Origin of the sequence: Streptomyces sp. NPDC093089, from assembly GCF_044754405.1 — a bacterium.
Lineage (GTDB): Bacteria > Actinomycetota > Actinomycetes > Streptomycetales > Streptomycetaceae > Streptomyces.
In genome coordinates, this window is the sequence record NZ_JBIVPA010000006.1 from 230,253 (window position 1) to 249,125 (window position 18,873).

Here is an 18,873-nt window from a genome sequence, read left to right on the forward strand (position 1 = left end):
CAGTTCGGTCACCGAACTCTTGTCAGCTAGGCTCCGGCCATGACGCTTCCGCGTGACTACCGCGGCCAGGCCTGCGCACTCGCCCGCTCGATGGAGATCGTCGGTGAGCGCTGGACCCTGCTGATCCTGCGCGACGCGTTCCACGGGGTACGCCGGTTCGGGGAGTTCGCCGCGCACCTGGCCGTGCCCAGGGCCGTCCTGACCGACCGGCTCACCACCCTCACCGAGGCGGGCGTCATGGAGCGCCGACCCGAACCGGGAACCGGCCGCCGCGAGGTGTACGCGCTCACGCCCAAGGGCGTCGCCCTCTGGCCCGCCGTCCGCGCGCTCACCGCCTGGGGCGAGGAGTTCTACGCGGCGGACGGCGGCCCGCGCCGCGTCTTCCGCCACGCCGCCGACGAGGCCCCGCTCACCCCCGAGGGCCGCTGCACCGGCTGCGGCGACACCGTCCCGGTCGCAGACGTCCTGGTCACCCCCGGCCCCGGGCTCGCCCCGCCGGGCCCGGACGCCGACCCCGTCACGGCGGCGCTCGCCCGCCCGCACCGGCTGCTCCACCCCCTGATCGCCACCACCGCGCCCGCGGGGCGCCCCACGAGAGGTCCACAGCCATGAAGATCCTGGTCGTCGGCGCCGGTGCCACCGGAGGCTACTTCGGCGCCTTCCTCGCCCGCGCGGGCGAGGACGTCACCTTCCTGGTGCGGCCGGCCCGCGCGGCCGCGCTCCGCGCACGCGGGCTGCGGGTCGTGGGCCGCGACGAGGAGTGGGTGCTGACGCCCCGCCTGGTCACGGCCGACGAGCTGGACAGCCCGTACGACCTCGTCCTGCTCTCGGTGAAGTCCACGGGGCTCGACCGGGCCGTCGAGGACGTCGCCCCCGCCGTCGGACCGGACACGGCCGTCGTACCCCTCCTCAACGGCCTCGCCCACCTCGACGCCCTCAACGCCCGCTTCGGCGGCTCGGCCGTCCTCGGCGGCGTCGCGAAGGTCGTCACCACCCTCGACGACGAAGGCGACATCCGGCGCCTCGCCCCGCTCGCCCACCTGGCGTTCGGCGAGCAGGACGGCACGGTCTCCCCGCGGGTGGAGAAGATCCGGGCCGTCCTCGAAGGCGCCGGGATCGACGCGCCGGTGCCGGAGCGGGTCCTCACGGCGATGTGGCACAAGTGGGTGTTCATCACGACCTTCGGCGCCGTCACCAGCCTGATGCGCGGCACCGTCGGCGACGTGTACGACGCCCCGGGCGGACCCGCCCTCGGCCCCGCGGTCCTCGACGAGGCCTCCGCGGTCGCCGCCGCGGCCGGCCACCCCGTGCCGGAGGCCGAGCGCGCTGCCACCCTCGCCGTCGTCTCCGCCCCCGGCTCGCCGCTGGTGCCGTCGCTCTACCGCGACCTCGTCGCCGGCCGCCCCACCGAGGTCGAGCACCTCTTCGGCGACCTGACGTCCCGGGCCCGCACCCTCGGCGTCGCGACCCCCCTCCTCGACCTGGCGACGCTGCACCTGCGGATCCACCAGCGCAGGGTCACGGCGGTGGCCGACGCCGGGCCCGGAGCCTGACGCCGGGCCCGGATTCCGGGCCCGGCGTCGGATTCCGGCGGGGGCCCGGGAGACGAGCCGGGCCCCGGTGGGCCGCGGGTCGGACGCCGGCCCGGCCCGGGGGCTTCCTCAGGTGATGGACAGCGGGACGCCCGGGGCGAGTTCGGCCGCGATGCGCTGGGCGACGACCTCGGCGGTGTTGCCGTCGGGCGTCGTCGCGGTCTTCGTCGTCGAGACCGCGATGGCGAGGCGCTTCGACGGCAGGTACGCCTGGATCGCCGCGTACCCCGAGAACGACGGGTTCTGGAGCACCCAGCCGTTCACGACGATGACGCCGAGGCCGAAGTGCTTGGCGGGGGTCTGCTTCAGGCAGATCGACGCGGGGCAGGTGGGGCTCTGGCCGCCCAGGCCGACCGTGCCCGGGTTCAGCAGGGTGCGGTAGGCGCGGTGCGAGAGGAGCTCCCCGCTGCCGATGGCCTCGGCGGAGCGGGCCAGGTCGCAGATGTGCGTGGTGATGACCGCACCCGGCGCGGTGGTCCACGACGGGTTCCAGAAGGTCGACTCCTCGTAGAACCCGCGGTCGGAGGTGAACGCGTGGAGGACCGGGCGCGGGATGTCGGGCGTGAAGTTGTTCCGGGTGTCGTGCAGCCCGAGCGGTCCCGTGACCCGCTCCTCGACGAACTCTTCGATCGGGACGCCGGTGATCTTCTCCAGCGCGGCGACCAGGAGGAGGTAGTTCGCGTGCGAGTAGCTCCAGCTGGTGCCCGGGTCGTACCAGAAGGAGTGGCGGAGCGGGTACGCGAGCAGCTCCTGCGGGGTCCACGCGCGGAAGGGGTGGGACCCCAGCACGGCCCCGAAGGCCGGGTCGGTGACGTAGTCGTGCAGACCGCTGGTGTTGGACGCGAGCATCCGCAGCGTGATCTCGTCGGCCCTGGGCAGGTCGGGGAGCCAGCGCTCCACGGTGTCGTCGAGGCCGACCTTCCGCTCCTGGACCAGCTGCAGCAGGGCCGTACCGATGTGGGCGAAGGCCACCGAGCCCGCCCGGAAGTGCATGTCCGGCTCGGCGGGGACGCCGGTCATGGACTGGCCGAGCGCGTCGGTGACGACCTCCCGCCCGTCGACCGTGACCCGCAGCTCCACGGCGTTCAGCCGCAGGTCCTCCTTCGCCTTGCGAGTGATGTCCAGGACCTTGCGCGCCTGCCCGTCGAGCGGGCGTTCGGTCCGCACGCAGTCACGTCGGCCGTGGCCGCCCGGCCCGGCGGCGAACGCCGGTGCGACGGTGGTGGTCTGCGCCGTGACGGCGAGCAGCGCGGCGCACAGGAGCGCCCTGCGGGTGCCCGTACGGACGCGTGGTCGTCTACTGAGGAAGGAGGTGCGTGTCATGGCCGCACTATGTCCGCAGGCGCGCGCCGTCCCGTCCGAACACTCCGCACGACGGGTCGGACCCGCCCGTGCGGGGCAGCCCGGAGTGGCGTTCGGCGGTACCCGCGGGCGGATCCCCCGCTACGGTCGGACGTCGCGGCGGCGGTACGAGTCGCTCGCCGTCGGGGTGGAGTTGTGGACGGCGGTCGTACCGAACGACACGCGGTCGTGGCGGGCCCGGCGCAGGGCCTCCTGCTCGACGAGGAGGCCGTCGGCCGTCTCCGTGCGGCCGGTGCCACGACGCAGCAGCACGACCATCAGCAGGACGCCGATGCCACCGAGCACCCCGAACGCGATCAGTAGAGCAACCACTGTGCCTCCCCCGTCGATACCTCCGCCACGATAGCCCGGACTCCCCGCCACCGCCCCGGGAACCGGGCAACGGACTCTCGGTGGGTCAGCGGTAGCCCGCTCCCGGTCCCGTGCGGCAGGCGAGCAGACTCCCCGCGGGTCAGCGGTAGTCCTCGGGATGCCCCTGCATCCACGCGTTGATCTGATCGCGGGTTCCGATCAGCAGGCTCCGGTGCTTCTCGAGGTTCCCCGGGGAGCGGTCGCCTCGGAGCTCGCCGTCGAGCTGCCCGATCCGGGCGATCGGCTCGGCGAAGTGGCCGGGCCCCTGCGGGTCGGCCTTCATGGCCCGGTCCAGGGACTTGAGCTCGTCGTAGACACGTGCGAGGACGTGCGAGCAGTCCGCGGAGGCGTCGCACGACTCGAACCGGGTCGCCTGGAGCCCGGCGAAGGCGTCGCGGACCAGCTCGGGCGGCCCCGAATCGGACGCCGGGGCCGAGCTCGGCGCCGTGCCCGCCTCGCCCGTGCCGCCCGCGTCGGCGGCCGGTCCGCCGGTCTCCTGGGCGGTCGGCGACGTCTGGGCGGGTACGGCGGTCGGGGCGGGCGCGTTCGTCGTCGCGGTCGTGCCGGCCGGGGAGCTCGCCGTCGGCCCGCCCGCGTCGTTCTTGTCGGCCGTGCCGCAGGACACGCTCAGCGCGGCCAGGGCGACGGCGACGACCACCGCGCCCGGCATCGCGGACTTGGACATGGGACTCCCCCCTCGCACGGAACTCCCCCTGGCCCCCTGCTTCCTGATGACTGATCAGTCGACCCTAGAGCAACGGGGCCCGGCCGAGGCAGGAGGTCGGGGTTCTGGCCTGATACCGACGCGGGGCGGGCCGGACGTCAGCGCAGCAGGGTCGGCGCCGCGGCGGTCAGCACGTCGTCGATGCGCTGCCAGGCGACGTCGTCGCGGGCGAGCGGAGGCAGGACCTCGCCCGCCCCGGCGCCCCAGGCGGCGGCCACGGCGACGGGGTCGGCACCGGTCACGGCGCCGTGGGCGAGGGCCGCGGCGCCGAGGGCGACGAGTTCGTCGGCGGCCGGGACGACGACGGGGCGCCCGGAGAGTCGGCGGACGGTCTCGGTCCAGGCCAGGCCGCGCGCACCGCCGCCGACGAGGCGCAGCGGGCGGGCGCGCACCTCGGGGTCCGAGGGGTCGAGGCCGCAGGCGGCGAGGAGTCCGTCGAGGGCGCGGAGCACGGTGAAGGCCGCGCCCTCGTAGGCGGCCCCGAGGATCGCGCGGGGGTCCGTGCCGTGCCGGAGGCCGGTGACGAGCCCGGCCGCGTGGGGCAGGTCGGGCGTGCGCTCGCCGTCGAGGTACGGCAGGACGACGACTCCCTCGCCGGGCAGGGCGTCCTCCCGGTCCAGACCGAGCAGGGTGGCGAACCGGTCGACGGCGAGGGTGCAGTTGAGCGTGCACCCGAGCGGCAGGTACGTGCCGTCGGTGGCCGCGAACCCGGCAAGTCCGGGGTCCGTCGGGCGGGTCCGGGTCGCGGCGAAGACCGTGCCCGACGTGCCGAGGCTGACGACCGGGTGGTCGAGCAGCCCCGCCCCGCCGAGCCCGAGGCCCACGGCGGCCGCCATGTTGTCCCCGGTCCCGGCGGCCACGACGACGCCGCGCGGCAGACCGAGGGCGTCCGCGGCCGCCGCGGTGAGCGTGCCGACGCGGGTCGCGCCGGACGGGGCCACGGCGGGGAGCAGGGCCGGGTCGAGGCCGAGGAGGTCGAGGATCTCGGGGTCGTAGGCGCCGGGGGCGGCGGCGGGGGCGGATCCGCCGGACGCGGCGCCTGAGGCAGGGGCGGCGGCGGACGCGGCGCCTGAGGCAGGCACGGCGGCGGATGCGGCACCGGAGGCAAGGGCGGCGGCGGGTGCGGTGGCGTCTCCCGCCCCGGATCCGTAGGCGCCGGTTGCGCCGGGGGCGGGCGCGGTGCCGGTGCCGGCCTCGCCGGCGAGGCCGGGCGCGCCAGGGAAGCCGGGCGGGGCTCCCCCGCCGGAAGCGCTCCCGGGGCGGGAGCCACTACCCGGGCCGCCCGAGCCGCCCGCCCCTCCCCCCGCGCCGTCCGCTCCGTCCGTGCCGCCCGCGCCCCCTCCCCCCACCCCGTACCAGCAGGTGCCCGAGGCGTCGCCGGGGTCGGTGACGGCGAGGCCGGTGAGGCGTTCGGTGAGGTGGTCGTGGGGGAGGCGGACGGCGGTGGTGGCGGCGGCCTGGGTGGGTTCGTGTTCGCGGAGCCACTGCCATTTGGCGGCGGTCATGGAGGCGACGGGGACGGAGCCGGTGCGCGCGGACCAGGAGGCGGGGCCGCCGAGGCGGGCGGCGAGGGCGGCGGCCTGGGGGGCGGAGCGGGTGTCGTTCCAGAGGAGGGCGGGGCGCAGGGGGCGGCCGTCGGGGCCGAGGGTGACGAGGCCGTGCTGCTGGCCGGCGACGGCGATGCCGGTGACGGAGGCGGCGGGGACGCCGGCTTGCCGTACGGCCGCGCGGACGGCCGTGACGAGGGCGGTCCACCACTCGTCGGGGTCGCTCTCGCGGGCACCCCCGGTGCCGGTGACGGTGTGCGGGGCGCGGCCCACGGCGAGGAGTTCGCCGGTCTCCGCGTCGACCGCGGCGGCCTTGGTGGACTGTGTGGAGCTGTCCACGCCGATCACGACAGAGCGGCTCACGGGCACGCCCTCACCTCATCTCTCTGCTCGTCGGGGCTGGCGCCGAGCGGCCCCGTCCCGTATTAGTTATCTCAGAAAACAAATCCGGCGGCCAGAGCAAGGATGCAAGGAGAGACCATGACGGAGCCCTTCTCCCCCACCCCCGAGGACCGGTTCACCTTCGGTCTGTGGACCGTCGGCTGGCAGGGACGCGACCCGTTCGGCGAGGCCACCCGCCCCGCCCTCGACCCGGTGGAGGCGGTCGAGCGGCTCGCCGGACTGGGCGCGTACGGCATCACCTTCCACGACGACGACCTCATTCCCTTCGGCGCCGCGGAGGCCGAGCGCGACACGGCCGTCAAGCGCTTCCGGGCCGCCCTGGACCGCACCGGGCTCGCGGTGCCGATGGCGACCACGAACCTCTTCACCCACCCCGTCTTCAAGGACGGCGCCTTCACCGCCAACGACCGGGACGTGCGCCGCTTCGCGCTGCGCAAGACGCTGCGGAACATCGACCTGGCCGTCGAGCTGGGCGCCACCGTCTACGTGGCGTGGGGCGGCCGGGAGGGCGCCGAGTCCGGCGCGGCGAAGGACGTCCGGGTCGCGCTCGACCGCATGAAGGAGGCCTTCGACCTGCTCGGCCAGTACGTCACCGAGCAGGGCTACGACCTGCGCTTCGCGATCGAGCCGAAGCCGAACGAGCCGCGCGGCGACATCCTGCTGCCCACCGTCGGGCACGCGCTCGCCTTCATCGAGCGGCTCGACCGCCCCGACCTGGTCGGCGTGAACCCGGAGACCGGTCACGAGCAGATGGCCGGCCTCAACTTCCCGCACGGCATCGCGCAGGCGCTGTGGGCGGGCAAGCTCTTCCACATCGACCTCAACGGCCAGTCGGGCATCAAGTACGACCAGGACTTCCGCTTCGGGGCGGGCGATCTGCGGCAGGCGTTCTGGCTGGTGGACCTGCTCGAGTCGGCCGGGTACGAGGGGCCGCGCCACTTCGACTTCAAGCCGGCGCGCACGGACGGCTTCGACGGGGTGTGGGAGTCCGCGCGGAACTGCATGCGCAACTACCTGGTCCTCAAGGAGCGCGCGGCGGCCTTCCGCGCCGACCCCGACGTCGTGGCGGCGCTCGCCGCCTCCCGGCTGCCCGAGCTCGCCGTCCCCACGGCGGCCGACGGTCTCGCGGGGCTGCTCGCCGACCCCACCGCGTACGAGACGTTCGACCCGGACGCGGCCGCGGCGCGCTCGATGGCCTTCGAGCACCTCGACCAACTGGCCCTGGAGCACCTGCTCGGGGTGCGCTGAGGGGCCTCGCGCCGAGGGTCGGCAGAGGGCAGGCGGCGGCCGGCGGGCGCGGACGGCCGGTTCCGGCCGGAGCACCACGTGCCGGTGCCGGTGCCGGCGCCCGGTGGTCGGCCGCCCGGCCGCCCGGTCGCCCGCCCCGTGGCGGCCACCGCGCTGGGCACCGTCCTCGTCCGGGCGCGCGCCGCCGGCCCGGTCGGCGGCCTCGTCGCGATGCGCGCGCCCGTGGCGCGTACCCGGCCGACGCGCCGTCGCGTACCGCAGAATGGCCCTGCCGCCCGTGCCGCCCGGGACGCGGGCGCCGCCCGAGCCGTCCGCGAGGAACCCGTGATGCGCGTCGCCCTCTTCGTCACCTGCGTCAACGACGCCGTCTTCCCGACGACGGGCGTGGCCACGGTCCGGCTCCTCGAACGGCTGGGCGTGGACGTCGACTTCCCCGCCGCGCAGAGCTGCTGCGGGCAGCCCCAGTTCAACACCGGCTACCGTGCCGAGACCGCGCCGCTGGTACGCCGCACGGTCCGGGCCTTCGAGGGGTACGACCACGTGGTCACCCCGTCCGGCTCGTGCGCGGCGATGGTCCGCCACCACTACCCGGGGTTCGGGGCGGAGGCGGCGGGACTGGGCCCGCGGACGTACGAGCTGACGGAGTTCCTCGTGGACGTCCTGGGGGTGACGGACGTCGGCGCGTACTTCCCGCACAAGGTCACCTACCACCCGTCCTGTCACGGACTGCGGATGCTCGGGCTCGGGGAGCGGCCGCGGCGGCTCCTCGGAGCGGTGAAGGGCCTGGAGCTCGTGGAGCTGCCCGGTGCCGAGGAGTGCTGCGGCTTCGGCGGCACCTTCGCGGTGAAGAACCCGGACGTCTCGGCGGCGATGGGCTCCGACAAGATCGCGAACGCGCTGTCCACCGGCGCCGAGGTGCTGTGCGGCGCGGACAACTCCTGTCTGCTGCACGTGGGCGGGATGCTGAGGCGGCGGGCGGCGCCGCTGCGGGCGCTGCACCTGGCGGAGATCCTGGCGAGCACCGAAGAGGAGCCCTGGCGATGAGCGACGGGAAGGGGCGCGCGTCGGCCCACAATGAGGGGCGGTGGTCGGGCGACGGGCGGGCCTTCGTCGGCATGCCGTCCTTCCCGGAGGCGGCGCGCACGGCGGTCGGCGACCCGACCCTGCGGGCGAACCTCCGGCACGCCACGCACACCATCCGGGACAAGCGTGCGCGCGCGGTGGCCGAGCTGGACGACTGGGCCGCGCTGCGTCGGGCGGGGAAGGAGATCAAGGACCGGACGCTCCGTCACCTCGACACGTACCTGCTCCAGTTGGAGGAGGCGGTGACGGCCGCCGGCGGCACCGTGCACTGGGCGGCGGACGCCGCCGAGGCGAACCGGATCGTCACGGAGCTGGTGAGGGCCACCGGCGAGACGGAGGTCGTCAAGGTCAAGTCGATGGCCACCCAGGAGATCGGGCTCAACGAGCACCTGGAGGCCGAGGGCATCGCCGCGTACGAGACGGACCTCGCGGAGCTCATCGTGCAGCTCGGCGACGACCGCCCGTCACACATCCTGGTGCCCGCGATCCACCGCAACCGCGGCGAGATCCGCGACATCTTCCGCGAGAAGATGGGGAGTTGGGGACGTCCCGCGCCGGAGGGACTGACCGACGCCCCGGCCGAACTCGCCGAGGCCGCGCGGCTGCACCTGCGGGAGAAGTTCCTGCGGGCCAAGGTCGGGATCTCCGGGGCGAACTTCATGGTCGCCGAGACCGGCACCCTCGTCGTCGTCGAGTCCGAGGGCAACGGCCGCATGTGCCTGACGCTTCCCGAGACCCTCGTCTCCGTCGTCGGCATCGAGAAGGTGGTGCCGACCTGGCGCGACCTGGAGGTGTTCCTCCAGACGCTCCCCCGCTCCTCGACGGCCGAGCGCATGAACCCGTACACCAGCATGTGGACCGGCACGACGGACGGCGACGGGCCGCGCGCCTTCCACCTGGTCCTCCTCGACAACGGCCGCACCGACGCCCTCGCCGACGAGGTGGGACGGCAGGCCCTGCGCTGCATCCGCTGCTCGGCCTGCCTCAACGTCTGCCCGGTGTACGAGCGGGCCGGCGGACACGCGTACGGCTCCGTCTACCCCGGACCCATCGGCGCCATCCTCACCCCGCAGCTCCGGGGCACGACGAGCGCGGTCGACGCCTCCCTCCCCTACGCCTCCTCGCTCTGCGGCGCCTGCTACGAGGTGTGCCCGGTCGCCATCGACATCCCCGAGGTCCTGGTCCACCTGCGCGAGCGGGTCGCCGACCAGGGCGGCCGCGGCCACCGACCGGAGAAGGCCGCCGTCAAGGCCTCCACCTGGCTCCTCGACCACCCGAACGCGCTCGCGGCGGCCGAGCGCCTCGCCTCCGCCACCCGCGCCCTCCACCCCAAGCGGCTGCCGGGCCCCGGCGTCGGCCCGTGGTCAAACCACCGCGACCTGCCCGACGTACCCGCCGCACCGTTCCGCGACTGGTGGAAGAGGAACCGCACATGACGGATCCGCGCACGAACGAGGCGCGCACGAACGAGACACCCGTGAAGGAACCGCGCACGGACGAACCGCCCGTGGAGGAACCGCCAGTAAACGAACCTCGTGCGGCCGACTCCCGCGCGCGGATCCTGGCGCGGATCCGCGCCGCCGTCGCCGACGCCCCGGAGGCGCCCGAGGTGGTCCGCGCCTACCGCACCGAGCACGTCGCGGACGACCCGGACGCCGTCCTCGACCTGCTCCACGAGAACCTCGCGGACTACCGGGCCCGTGTGCACCGGACGGCGCCGGACGGACTGGCCGGGCTCGTCGCCCGGCTGCTCGCGGAGCACGGCGCGCGCAGTGTCGTCGTCCCGCCGGGGCTGCCCGACGCGTGGCTCGCGGCGACGGAGGCGGAGCGGCGGACCGACGGGCCCGAGCTGAGCCCGTACGAGCTCGACGCCGCCGACGCCGTGGTGACGGGCTGCGCGCTGGCGGTCGCGGAGACGGGGACGATCGTCCTCGACGGCGGTGCGGGGCAGGGGCGGCGGGCCCTCACGCTCGTGCCCGATCTGCACGTGTGCGTGGTGCGGGCGCCCGCGCAGGTGGTGGCGTCGGTGCCACGGGCGCTTCCCCGGCTCGACCCGGGGCGTGCGCTGACGTGGATCTCGGGGCCGTCGGCGACGAGCGACATCGAGCTGGACCGGGTGGAGGGGGTGCACGGGCCCCGCACGCTGGAAGTGGTCCTGGTGGTCGGCGGATGACGGCGCACGGCCGGGCTCCGTGAGGAGTCCGGCCGTGCGCCGCGCGGGTGCGCCGGGGGCGGCCCGCCGGTCAGGCGGACTCGCGGCGGACGAGTTCCGTCGGGAGGATGACGGCCGCCGGTTCCTCGCCCGCTATGCGGGCCAGGAGGGTGCGGACCATCTCGGTGCTGATCCGGTCCCAGGGCTGGCGGATGGTGGTCAGCGAGGGGCGGGACGAGACGGCGGCCGGGGAGTCGTCGAAGCCGCCGACGGCGATGTCCTCGGGGACGCGCCGGCCGGCGCGGGCGAGGGTGTCGAGGACGCCCTGCGCCATGAGGTCGGAGGCGACGAAGACGGCGTCGATGTCCGGGGCGCGCTCCAGGAGGTCGCGGGCCGCGTCCTCGCCGCTGGCGCGGCTGTAGTCGCCGGTGGCGACGAGGGTCTCGTCGACGGGCAGGCCGACCTCGGCGAGGGTCTCGCGGTAGCCGGCGAGGCGCTCGACGCCGCCGGGCGTGTCGAGGGGGCCGGTGACGGTGGCGATGCGGCGCCGGCCGGAGGCGTACAGGTGGCGGACCATGTCGCGGGCGCCGTCGCGGTCGTCGGCGGCGACGTAGCCGATCTTGGCGGTCTGGCCGAGCGGTTTGCCGCAGGCGACGACGGGGACGCCGGCCTCGTGCAGCCGGGCCACCACCGGGTCGCCGGAGTGGCTGGAGACGAGGAGGACGCCGTCGACGTGGCCGGCCTCGATGTAGCGGAGGTTGCGGCGGCGCTCGTCCTCGGTGCCCGCGATCATCAGGAGGAGCGGGATGTCCTGGGCGGCGAGGGCCTGGGTGCAGGCGCGGAGGAGGACGTTGAAGTTGGGGTCCTCGAAGAACCGCTCCTGCGGCTCGGTCAGGAGGAAGGCGACCGAGTCGGACTTGCCGGTGATCAGCGAGCGGGCGTGCCGGTTGACGACGTATCCCGTTCTTCGGATCGCGGCGTCGACGGCCGCCTTGGCGGTCGGGCTGACGTAGTGGCCGCCGTTGAGGACACGGGAGACGGTGCCGCGCGAGACTCCTGCCTCGCGGGCCACGTCGTGGATGGTCGCCGGTCGGCGCCTTCCCGCTGGTGTGCTCATGCTGTGTGTTTCCCCTCGATCCCCTGTGGTCAGGACTTTACGGCGCCGGAGAGCAGATCGAGGCTCCAGAAGCGCTGGATGACGAGGAAGAGCGCGATGAGCGGGACGACGGCGAGGAGGGCTCCGGTGATGACGAGGGTGTACAGGGCGGGCTGGCTGGCGCCCTGCTTGAGGAGGGTGAACAGGCCCACCGTCATGGGGAACTTCCCGTCGTCGCCGAGCATGATGAACGGCAGCAGGAAGTTGTTCCAGATGGCGACGAACTGGAAGAGGAAGACCGTCACCAGGCCCGGGGACATCATGGGGACGGCGATCCTCAGGAAGATCCGCCATTCGCCCGCGCCGTCCATGCGTCCGGCCTCGACCAGTTCCCCGGGGATGGCGGCCTCGGCGTAGACGCGGGCGAGGTAGACGCCGTACGGGGAGAGGATCAGCGGCAGCAGCACCGACGCGTAGGAGTCGGTGAGGTCGGCCTCGGCCATCAGCAGGTACTGCGGGATGGCGAGGATGACGGGCGGCATGAGGACGCCGGTGAGGATCACGTTGAAGAACGTCTCGCGGCCGGGGAAGCGGTACGTCGCGAAGGCGTAGCCGGCGAACGCGGAGACGACGGTGGAGAGGACGGCGCCGAGGCCCGCGTAGAAGACGGAGTTGGCCATCCAGCGCCAGTAGATGCCGTCGCGGTACGTGTTCAGGTCGGCGACGTTGTCGGCGAGGCCGTCGCCGGGCAGGAACGTGAAGGTGGAGAAGAGGTCCTGGCCCGACTTGGTGGCGGCGACCACGACCCAGGCGACGGGCAGCAGGCAGTACAGCGCGCCGAGGACGAGGGCGGCCGTGGGCAGTAGGGCCGTGCGGCGGGGGCCGGGGGTGCGCCCGGCCGGGGCGGGGGGCGGGCCCTGGGAGGTGCCGGGGGTGGTGCCGGCGGCCGGGGCCGTCGCGCGGCGGGACGGGGAGGCGAGCCCGGTCATCGGCCTGCTCCTTGTGTGGTGCGGCGGTTGGACGCCCTCAGGAGGGCGAAGGAGAGCGCGAAGGTCGCGAGGGCGAGCACGACGGCGGTGGCCGAGGCGGCGTGGATGTTCCCGCCGGTGAAGGCGTCGCTGTAGACCTTCATCAGCGGGCTCCAGTCGGAGGGGATGCCGTTGGTGAGCGGCTTGAGCGTCATGGGCTCGTTGAAGACCTGGAGGGTCGCGATGATCGAGAAGAAGAAGGTGAGCACCAGCGAGGGCGCCACCATCGGGATCTTGATCCGGAGCGCGATCCGGAGTTCCGAGCAGCCGTCGAGCTTCGCCGCCTCGTAGACCTCGGCGGGCAGCGAGCGCAGCGCCGTGTAGATGACGATCATGTTGAAGCCGGTGCCGCCCCAGACGGCGATGTTGGACATCGCGAGGTAGAGCGGGCCGCCGTCCATGAGGTCGGGCTGCGGCAGCCCGAAGGCGTCGAGGAGGTAGTGGAAGGGGCTGACGGCCGGGAGGTAGAGGAAGCCCCACAGGACGGCCGCGATGACGCCGGGGACGGCGTACGGCAGGAAGATCGCGAGGCGGGCGAAGGAGCGGGCCCGGACGCGGTCCGAGTCGAGCAGCAGCGCGAAGAGCAGGGCGAGGCCGAGCATGACCGGGACGACGACGGCGCCGTACCCGAGGACGCGCAGGGCGCTGTGCAGGAACGCGGAGTCGGTGAGGGCGGAGGTGTAGTTCTCCAGGCCGGCCCACACCTCGCTCCTGGCGCCCTTGCCGAGGCCGAGACCCTTGATCTCGACCTTGTGGAAGCTGAGCCAGACGGCGTAGCCGATGGGCAGCGCGAAGAAGAGGGCGAAGAGGACGGCGGCGGGGAGGAGGAAGCCGTACGGGGCCGCCTTGACCCCGTACGACCGGCGCGCGCCCGGGGAGGGCTGGGTCACTTGGCGACCTCGAAGCCCTGCTTCTTCAGGTCCGCGACGGTGGTGGCGTGCAGGGCGGTGAGGGCCGTGTCGAAGCCGGACCTGGCCTTGGCGGCCTTGCCGAACTCGTCCTTGAAGGCGGTGTAGGCGACGTTGACGTTGGGGCCCCAGGCGCCCGGGGCGGTGGTCTTCGCTATCTCGGCGGCGCGGGTGTAGAAGTCCGGCTGGTTGGTGAAGTAGTCGGGGGCCTTGGCGAGGGCGCCGCTGGTCTGGGCGGCGGTGGCGGCCGGGTAGATGCCGCTCTCCTTGACGAGGGCTTCGAGGGCCTTCGGGTCGGTGTTCAGCCAGACGGCGAACTTCGCGGCGGCCGCCTTGTGCTTCGAGTCGGAGGTGACGGCGGTGGAGGAGCCGCCCCAGCTGCCGGTGGTGTTCTCGCCCTCGGTCCACTGCGGGAGCGGGGCCATGGCCCACTTGCCCTTGCCGTCGGGGGCGGCGGTGGTCAGGACGCCGGGGGCCCAGACGGCGCTGACCCAGGCGAGCTGGTCGCCGGAGTTCATGGCCTTGTTCCAGGCGGGGGTGTACATGGGCTGGTTGTCGACGGCGCCTTCGGCGACGAGGCCGCCCCAGAAGTCGGTGACCTTGCGGGTGGCGGCGTCGTCGATGCCGACCTTCCAGGTGTCGCCCTCGAAGCTCCACCACTTGGCGCCGGCCTGCTGGGAGAGGCCGGCGAAGAGGCCGGAGTCGTTGGCGGAGAAGGTGGTGAGGGACTTGCCGGGGGCCTTCTTCTTGAGGGTGCGGGCCGTGGCGGCGAACTCGTCCCAGGTGGTGGGGACGGTGAGGCCGTACTGCTCGAACAGGTCCTTGCGGTAGAAGAACATCAGCGGGCCGGAGTCCTGGGGCAGGGCGTAGACGGCTTCGCCGCCGAAGGTGGTCTGCTGCCAGATGCCGGGGGCGAACCTGTCCTTGACACCGGGGACCTCGGAGGCGATGTCGGCGAGGGAGTCGTTGCTGACCAGGGTCGGCAGGGCCTGGTACTCGGCCTGGACGAGGTCCGGGCCCTTGTGTGCCTTCGTCGCGGTGATGATCTTGGTGACCAGGTCGTCCCCGGAGGCCTGCTTCTGCACGGTGACCTTGATGTCGGGGTGCTCGGCGTTCCAGAGGGCCGCGACCTTGTCCATGCCGGGCGCCCAGGCCCAGTAGGTGAGCGAGACGGGGCCGGAGTCGGCGCCGGCCTTGTCGTCCGGGTCGGCGGATCCGCAGGCGGTGAGCGCGGTGGCGCCGAGGAGGACGGCGGTGGCGGCGGCGAGTCCGCGGCGCGTGATGTGAGGCATGGGGTGCTTCTCCCTGACCGAAAGAGGGGCCTCTCCCTCGAACGGGGAGGCCGGTCATGCGTCTGTGAGCGTTCACAGTAGAGAAACGTTCCAGACACTTGTCAATGGTTGTTCCTGTGCGGTTATGTTGCGTTGCCACATCGAGATCGAGTGTGTGCACGTTCCCAATCGACCACGACTTCCCTCGTTCGAGGTTTCAGGAGAGACTCATGCCGCAGACCACTCCCAAGGGCCTGCACCGGCTCGCGTTCGGCGGGGACTACAACCCCGAACAGTGGCCGGAAAGCGTCTGGCAGGAGGACGTCCGGCTGATGCGGGAGGCCGGCGTCACCCTGGTGAGCGTCGGCATCTTCTCCTGGGCCCTCCTGGAGCCCGAACCGGGCCGCCACGACTTCGGCTGGCTCGACCGCCTCCTCGACCTGCTCCACGAGCACGGCATCCGGGTCGACCTGGGCACGCCCACCGTCGCCCCGCCCGCCTGGTTCTACCGCGCCCACCCCGAGGCCCTGCCCGTCACCGCCGAGGGCGTGCGCTTCTCGTACGGCTCACGCGGGGCGATCTGCCACAGCTCCCCCGCCTACCGCGCCGCCGCCGCCGACATCACCACCGCACTCGCCCGGCGCTACGGCAGCCACCCCGCGCTCGCCCTCTGGCACGTCCACAACGAGTACGGCGTCCCCGTCAGCGCCTGCTACTGCGACCACTGCGCCGCCCACTTCCGCCGCTGGCTCCGGCGGACCCACGGCTCCGTGGAAGCGGTGAACGAGGCGTGGGGCACCGCCTTCTGGGGGCAGCGCTACTCCTCGTACGACGAGATCGACCCGCCCCGCGCCACCCCCACCGTCGGCAACCCGGCACAGCAGCTCGACTACCGCCGCTTCGCCGACGCCACCCTCCGGGAGAACTTCCGCAGGGAACGGGACATCCTGCACGAACTCGCTCCCGGCATCCCCGTCACCACCAACTTCATGACCGCGCTCAGCCAGTGCGACTCCCTCGACTACTGGGCCTGGGGCCGCGAGGTCGACCTCGTCACCAACGACCACTACCTGATCACCGACGGCCGCCGCACCCACGTCAACCTCGCCATGGCCGCCGACCTCACCCGCTCCGTCGCCGGCGGCGCGCCCTGGCTGCTCCTGGAGCACTCCACGTCCGGGGTGAACTGGCAGGCCCGCAACCCGGCCAAGCGCCCCGGCGAGATGGCCCGCAACTCGCTCGCCCACGTCGCCCGCGGCTCCGAGGGCGCCATGTTCTTCCAGTGGCGCCAGTCCCGGAGGGGCGCCGAGAAGTTCCACTCCGCGATGCTCCCGCACGGCGGCACCGACACCCGGGTCTGGCGCGAGGTCGTCGCCCTCGGGGCCGACCTCGACGCGCTGGCCGAGATCCGCGGCACCCGGACCGTCCCCGACGCCGCCGTGCTGTGGGACTGGCACTCCTGGTGGGCGCAGAACCTGGAGTGGCGGCCGACCGAGGCCCACGAGGCCCGCGAGCGCGCCGACAGCTTCTACGAGACCCTCTACGACCGGCACCTCACCGTCGACTTCGCCCACCCCGAGGCGGACCTCTCCGCCTACCCCCTGGTCGTCGTCCCCGCGCTCTACCTCACCACCGAGGCCGCCGGGCGGAACCTGCGCGAGTACGTCGAGAACGGCGGCACGCTCGTCGTCTCGTACTTCTCCGGCATCGTCGACGAGCACGACGCCGTGCACCCCGGCGCCTACCCGGGCGCGCTGCGGGACGTCCTCGGGCTCACCGTCGAGGAGTGGTCCCCGCTCCTCGACGACCAGCGCGTGACGGTCTCCGGGCCGGACGGCGCCACGCTCACCGGCGACGTCTGGACGGAGTTCGTCCGGCCGCGCGGGGCCGAGACCGTGTGGACGTACGCCGACGGGCCGGCCGCCGGCGGCCCCGCCGTCACCCGGCACCGGCTCGGCCGGGGCACCGCCTGGTACGTCTCCACCCGCCTGGACGCGGCCTCGCTGGACCCGATCGTCGCCGCCGCCTGCGCGGACGCCGGTGTCGCCGCGCACACCACGCTCCCGCACGACGTGGAGGTCGTGCGGCGCGCCGGGGACGACGGGCGGCGGTACCTCTTCGCGCTCAACCACTCCACCGAGGACGCCGTGGTGCCGCTCGACGGCGCCGGGACGGAACTCCTCTCCGGCACGCCGGTCGACGGGAGGCTCACCGTCCCGGCCGGTGCCGTCGGCGTCGTCCGCCTGGACGCCTGAGTCCGTCCGGACGTCCGAGTACGACCCGGCCGCCCGGCCGCGTCCCTCACCCGCCGGCCCGTCACCCCTCGGTGACCGGCCGGTCACCGGCCCCTGCCCCCGGCCGGACCTCCTGATCTCCCCGGGGGCGGCGGTACCCGCTGCGCCGCCCCCGGGTGAGCCGTACCACCCGTAAGGAACCACCCGCACCACATTCCTCGTTGGCCACCGTCGAAGGGACTCGACGATGCATCCCGTACGAAGCCGCATCCGCCTGCGAGCAGCGGCCGTCGCCGCGGCGCTCGCCGCTCTGCTGCTGGCCCCGCTGCCCGGGGCCCAGCGGGCCGAGGCAGCCGCCGCGCTCACCAACACCGGGTTCGAGAGCGACGCCACCGGCACCGCCGCCCCGGCCGGCTGGTCCACCTACTCCGCCGCCGGGCAGAACGCCGCCTCGTTCACCGAGGCCGGCGGCCACAGCGGCGGCTACCGCCTGAGCCACTGGGCGTCCACCGCGTACAAGGTGGAGACGTACCAGTACCTGTCCGGGCTCGCCGACGGCGCGTACACGCTGAGCGCCTGGGTCCGCTCGGGCGGCGGGCAGAACTCCGCCTACCTGGCGCTGCGCAACTGCGGCTCCGCCGAACAGCGCACCGACCTGCCGGTGACGTCGACGTGGATACGGATCGTCACGCCGATCAAGGTGACGGGCGGCGCCTGCACGATCAGCGTCAACTCCGACGCGAACGCCGGGAACTGGATCAACGTCGACGACCTGACGTTCACCAGCGGCACCACCGGGCTCACGGTCAAGGGCGTCGACCTCTCCGCGCTCAAGAAGAGCGAGGACCTCGGCGGGACCTACCGGTCGAGCACCGGCACCACCGGTGACGCGGTCGCGCTCCTCAAGGGGGCGGGCGCCAACTACGGGCGCCTCAAGGTGTGGGTGAACCCGGCCGACGGCTACAACGACAAGGCCCGCGTCCTCGCCACCGCCCGGAAGATCAAGGCGCAGGGCATGAAGCTCCTCGTCGACTTCCACTACTCCGACATATGGGCCGACCCCGGCGCCCAGACCAAGCCCGCCGCCTGGTCGGGCCACTCGTACGGCCAGCTCAAGACGGACGTCTACGACCACACGTACGACGTCCTCAACGCCCTCAAGGCGCAGGGCACCACGGCCGACATGGTGCAGATCGGCAACGAGATCAACACCGGCATGCTCTGGCCCGAGGGCTCGACGTCCAACTGGTCGCAGCTCGCCGGGCTGCTGAAGTCCGGCATCTCCGCCGCCAAGACCGTCTCGTCCAGCACCCAGATCGCGCTGCACCTCGCCCACGGCGGCGACAACGCCCTCTACCGCACCTGGTTCGACAACGCGACTGCGCAGGGCGTCAGTTACGACGTGATCGCCCTGTCCTTCTACGGCTACTGGCACGGCGCCCTGTCCTCGCTCCAGGCCAACCTGGACGACATCTCCGCCCGCTACGGCAAGAAGGTGCTGGTCGCGGAGACCGCCTACCCGTTCCGCCTGGACAGCGAGGACGGCCACGAGAACATCATCGACCTGGCGGGCGAACTCGTCGCCGGCTACCCGGCGAGCAGCGCCGGCCAGTCGGCGTGGCTGCGGGACGTCATGAACGTCGTCGAGGCGGTGCCGAACGGCCGCGGCCTCGGCGTCGTCTACTGGGAGCCGGCGTGGACGGCCGTGACGGGCAACGGCTGGGACCCGGCCGACCCCGCGTCCGGCAACGGCTGGGAGAACCAGGCCCTCTTCGACTACGACAGCAGGCTGCTCCCGGCGGCGGCCTGGCTGGCCCACCGCTGATCCGCATCACCGAGAGAAGGGGCGGGCTCCTCCCGGAGCCCGCCCCTTCC

The 18,873-nt window shown here is 73.6% G+C and carries 16 protein-coding genes; 8 read left to right on the forward strand and 8 right to left on the reverse strand.

Translation table 11 applies throughout. From position 1 onward, the window contains the following. The first annotated feature begins 39 nt into the window (after positions 1 to 39). Positions 40 to 612: a winged helix-turn-helix transcriptional regulator gene (locus tag ACIQFX_RS16295; RefSeq protein ID WP_402463443.1), complete on the forward strand. Its 573-nt coding sequence runs from the start codon at positions 40 to 42 to the stop codon at positions 610 to 612. Further along, on the forward strand, positions 609 to 1,553 hold the full coding sequence (locus ACIQFX_RS16300) for a ketopantoate reductase family protein (RefSeq protein WP_402463446.1): 945 nt from the start codon (positions 609 to 611) through the stop codon (positions 1,551 to 1,553). The genes ACIQFX_RS16295 and ACIQFX_RS16300 overlap by 4 nt, the downstream gene beginning before the upstream one ends. A 108-nt stretch (positions 1,554 to 1,661) precedes the next feature. On the opposite strand, the gene ACIQFX_RS16305 is transcribed toward ACIQFX_RS16300, so the two are convergent. The 4 genes from ACIQFX_RS16305 to ACIQFX_RS16320 form a co-directional block, all read right to left on the reverse strand. Next, positions 1,662 to 2,915, reverse strand: a complete 1,254-nt coding sequence (locus tag ACIQFX_RS16305; protein ID WP_402463449.1) for a serine hydrolase domain-containing protein — start codon at positions 2,913 to 2,915, stop codon at positions 1,662 to 1,664. 120 nt (positions 2,916 to 3,035) lie between these two features. Next, entirely contained in the window at positions 3,036 to 3,266 is a 231-nt protein-coding gene (locus ACIQFX_RS16310) for a hypothetical protein (RefSeq protein ID WP_402463452.1), read from the reverse strand. Positions 3,267 to 3,405: 139 nt separating this feature from the next. Continuing rightward, a complete protein-coding gene (locus tag ACIQFX_RS16315) occupies positions 3,406 to 3,990 on the reverse strand; it encodes a hypothetical protein (RefSeq protein ID WP_402463455.1) in 585 nt (194 codons plus the stop codon). 137 nt (positions 3,991 to 4,127) lie between these two features. Further along, positions 4,128 to 5,945, reverse strand: coding sequence for an FGGY family carbohydrate kinase (locus ACIQFX_RS16320; protein ID WP_402463457.1), 1,818 nt, complete (start codon positions 5,943 to 5,945; stop codon positions 4,128 to 4,130). Positions 5,946 to 6,056: 111 nt separating this feature from the next. Between ACIQFX_RS16320 and xylA the strand changes: the two genes are divergently transcribed. The 4 genes from xylA (at position 6,057) to ACIQFX_RS16340 (ending at position 10,482) form a co-directional block, all read left to right on the forward strand. Next, positions 6,057 to 7,226, forward strand: a complete 1,170-nt coding sequence (xylA, locus tag ACIQFX_RS16325; protein WP_402463460.1) for a xylose isomerase — start codon at positions 6,057 to 6,059, stop codon at positions 7,224 to 7,226. Between the two features lie 327 nt (positions 7,227 to 7,553). Continuing rightward, positions 7,554 to 8,270, forward strand: coding sequence for a (Fe-S)-binding protein (locus ACIQFX_RS16330; RefSeq protein WP_402463839.1), 717 nt, complete (start codon positions 7,554 to 7,556; stop codon positions 8,268 to 8,270). 71 nt (positions 8,271 to 8,341) lie between these two features. Further along, a complete protein-coding gene (locus tag ACIQFX_RS16335; RefSeq protein ID WP_402463841.1) occupies positions 8,342 to 9,745 on the forward strand; it encodes a LutB/LldF family L-lactate oxidation iron-sulfur protein in 1,404 nt (467 codons plus the stop codon). Further along, a complete protein-coding gene (locus ACIQFX_RS16340) occupies positions 9,742 to 10,482 on the forward strand; it encodes a lactate utilization protein C (RefSeq protein ID WP_402463463.1) in 741 nt (246 codons plus the stop codon). Before ACIQFX_RS16335 ends, ACIQFX_RS16340 begins: the two co-directional genes overlap by 4 nt. Positions 10,483 to 10,552: 70 nt before the next feature. Here ACIQFX_RS16340 and ACIQFX_RS16345 read toward each other — a convergent pair whose 3' ends face one another. From ACIQFX_RS16345 to ACIQFX_RS16360, 4 genes are read right to left on the reverse strand one after another with little or no spacing between them, the layout of a single operon-like run. After that, complete coding sequence (locus tag ACIQFX_RS16345; RefSeq protein ID WP_402463466.1) at positions 10,553 to 11,578, reverse strand: LacI family DNA-binding transcriptional regulator; 1,026 nt, start codon at positions 11,576 to 11,578, stop codon at positions 10,553 to 10,555. Between the two features lie 29 nt (positions 11,579 to 11,607). Continuing rightward, positions 11,608 to 12,546 (reverse strand): carbohydrate ABC transporter permease, encoded by a 939-nt coding sequence (locus ACIQFX_RS16350; protein ID WP_402463469.1) that lies wholly within the window; start codon positions 12,544 to 12,546, stop codon positions 11,608 to 11,610. Continuing rightward, positions 12,543 to 13,475 carry a carbohydrate ABC transporter permease gene (locus tag ACIQFX_RS16355; RefSeq protein WP_402463472.1) on the reverse strand — a complete coding sequence of 311 codons (933 nt, stop codon included), beginning with the start codon at positions 13,473 to 13,475 and terminating at the stop codon, positions 12,543 to 12,545. The genes ACIQFX_RS16350 and ACIQFX_RS16355 overlap by 4 nt, the downstream gene beginning before the upstream one ends. Further along, entirely contained in the window at positions 13,472 to 14,785 is a 1,314-nt protein-coding gene (locus ACIQFX_RS16360; protein ID WP_402463475.1) for an ABC transporter substrate-binding protein, read from the reverse strand. Before ACIQFX_RS16360 ends, ACIQFX_RS16355 begins: the two co-directional genes overlap by 4 nt. A gap of 209 nt (positions 14,786 to 14,994) precedes the next feature. Here ACIQFX_RS16360 and ACIQFX_RS16365 point away from each other — a divergent pair, with 209 nt between their 5' ends. Further along, positions 14,995 to 17,019: a beta-galactosidase gene (locus ACIQFX_RS16365; protein WP_402463478.1), complete on the forward strand. Its 2,025-nt coding sequence runs from the start codon at positions 14,995 to 14,997 to the stop codon at positions 17,017 to 17,019. A 226-nt stretch (positions 17,020 to 17,245) separates the two neighbouring features. Next, on the forward strand, positions 17,246 to 18,823 hold the full coding sequence (locus ACIQFX_RS16370) for an arabinogalactan endo-beta-1,4-galactanase (RefSeq protein WP_402463481.1): 1,578 nt from the start codon (positions 17,246 to 17,248) through the stop codon (positions 18,821 to 18,823). The last annotated feature ends 50 nt before the right edge of the window (positions 18,824 to 18,873 follow it).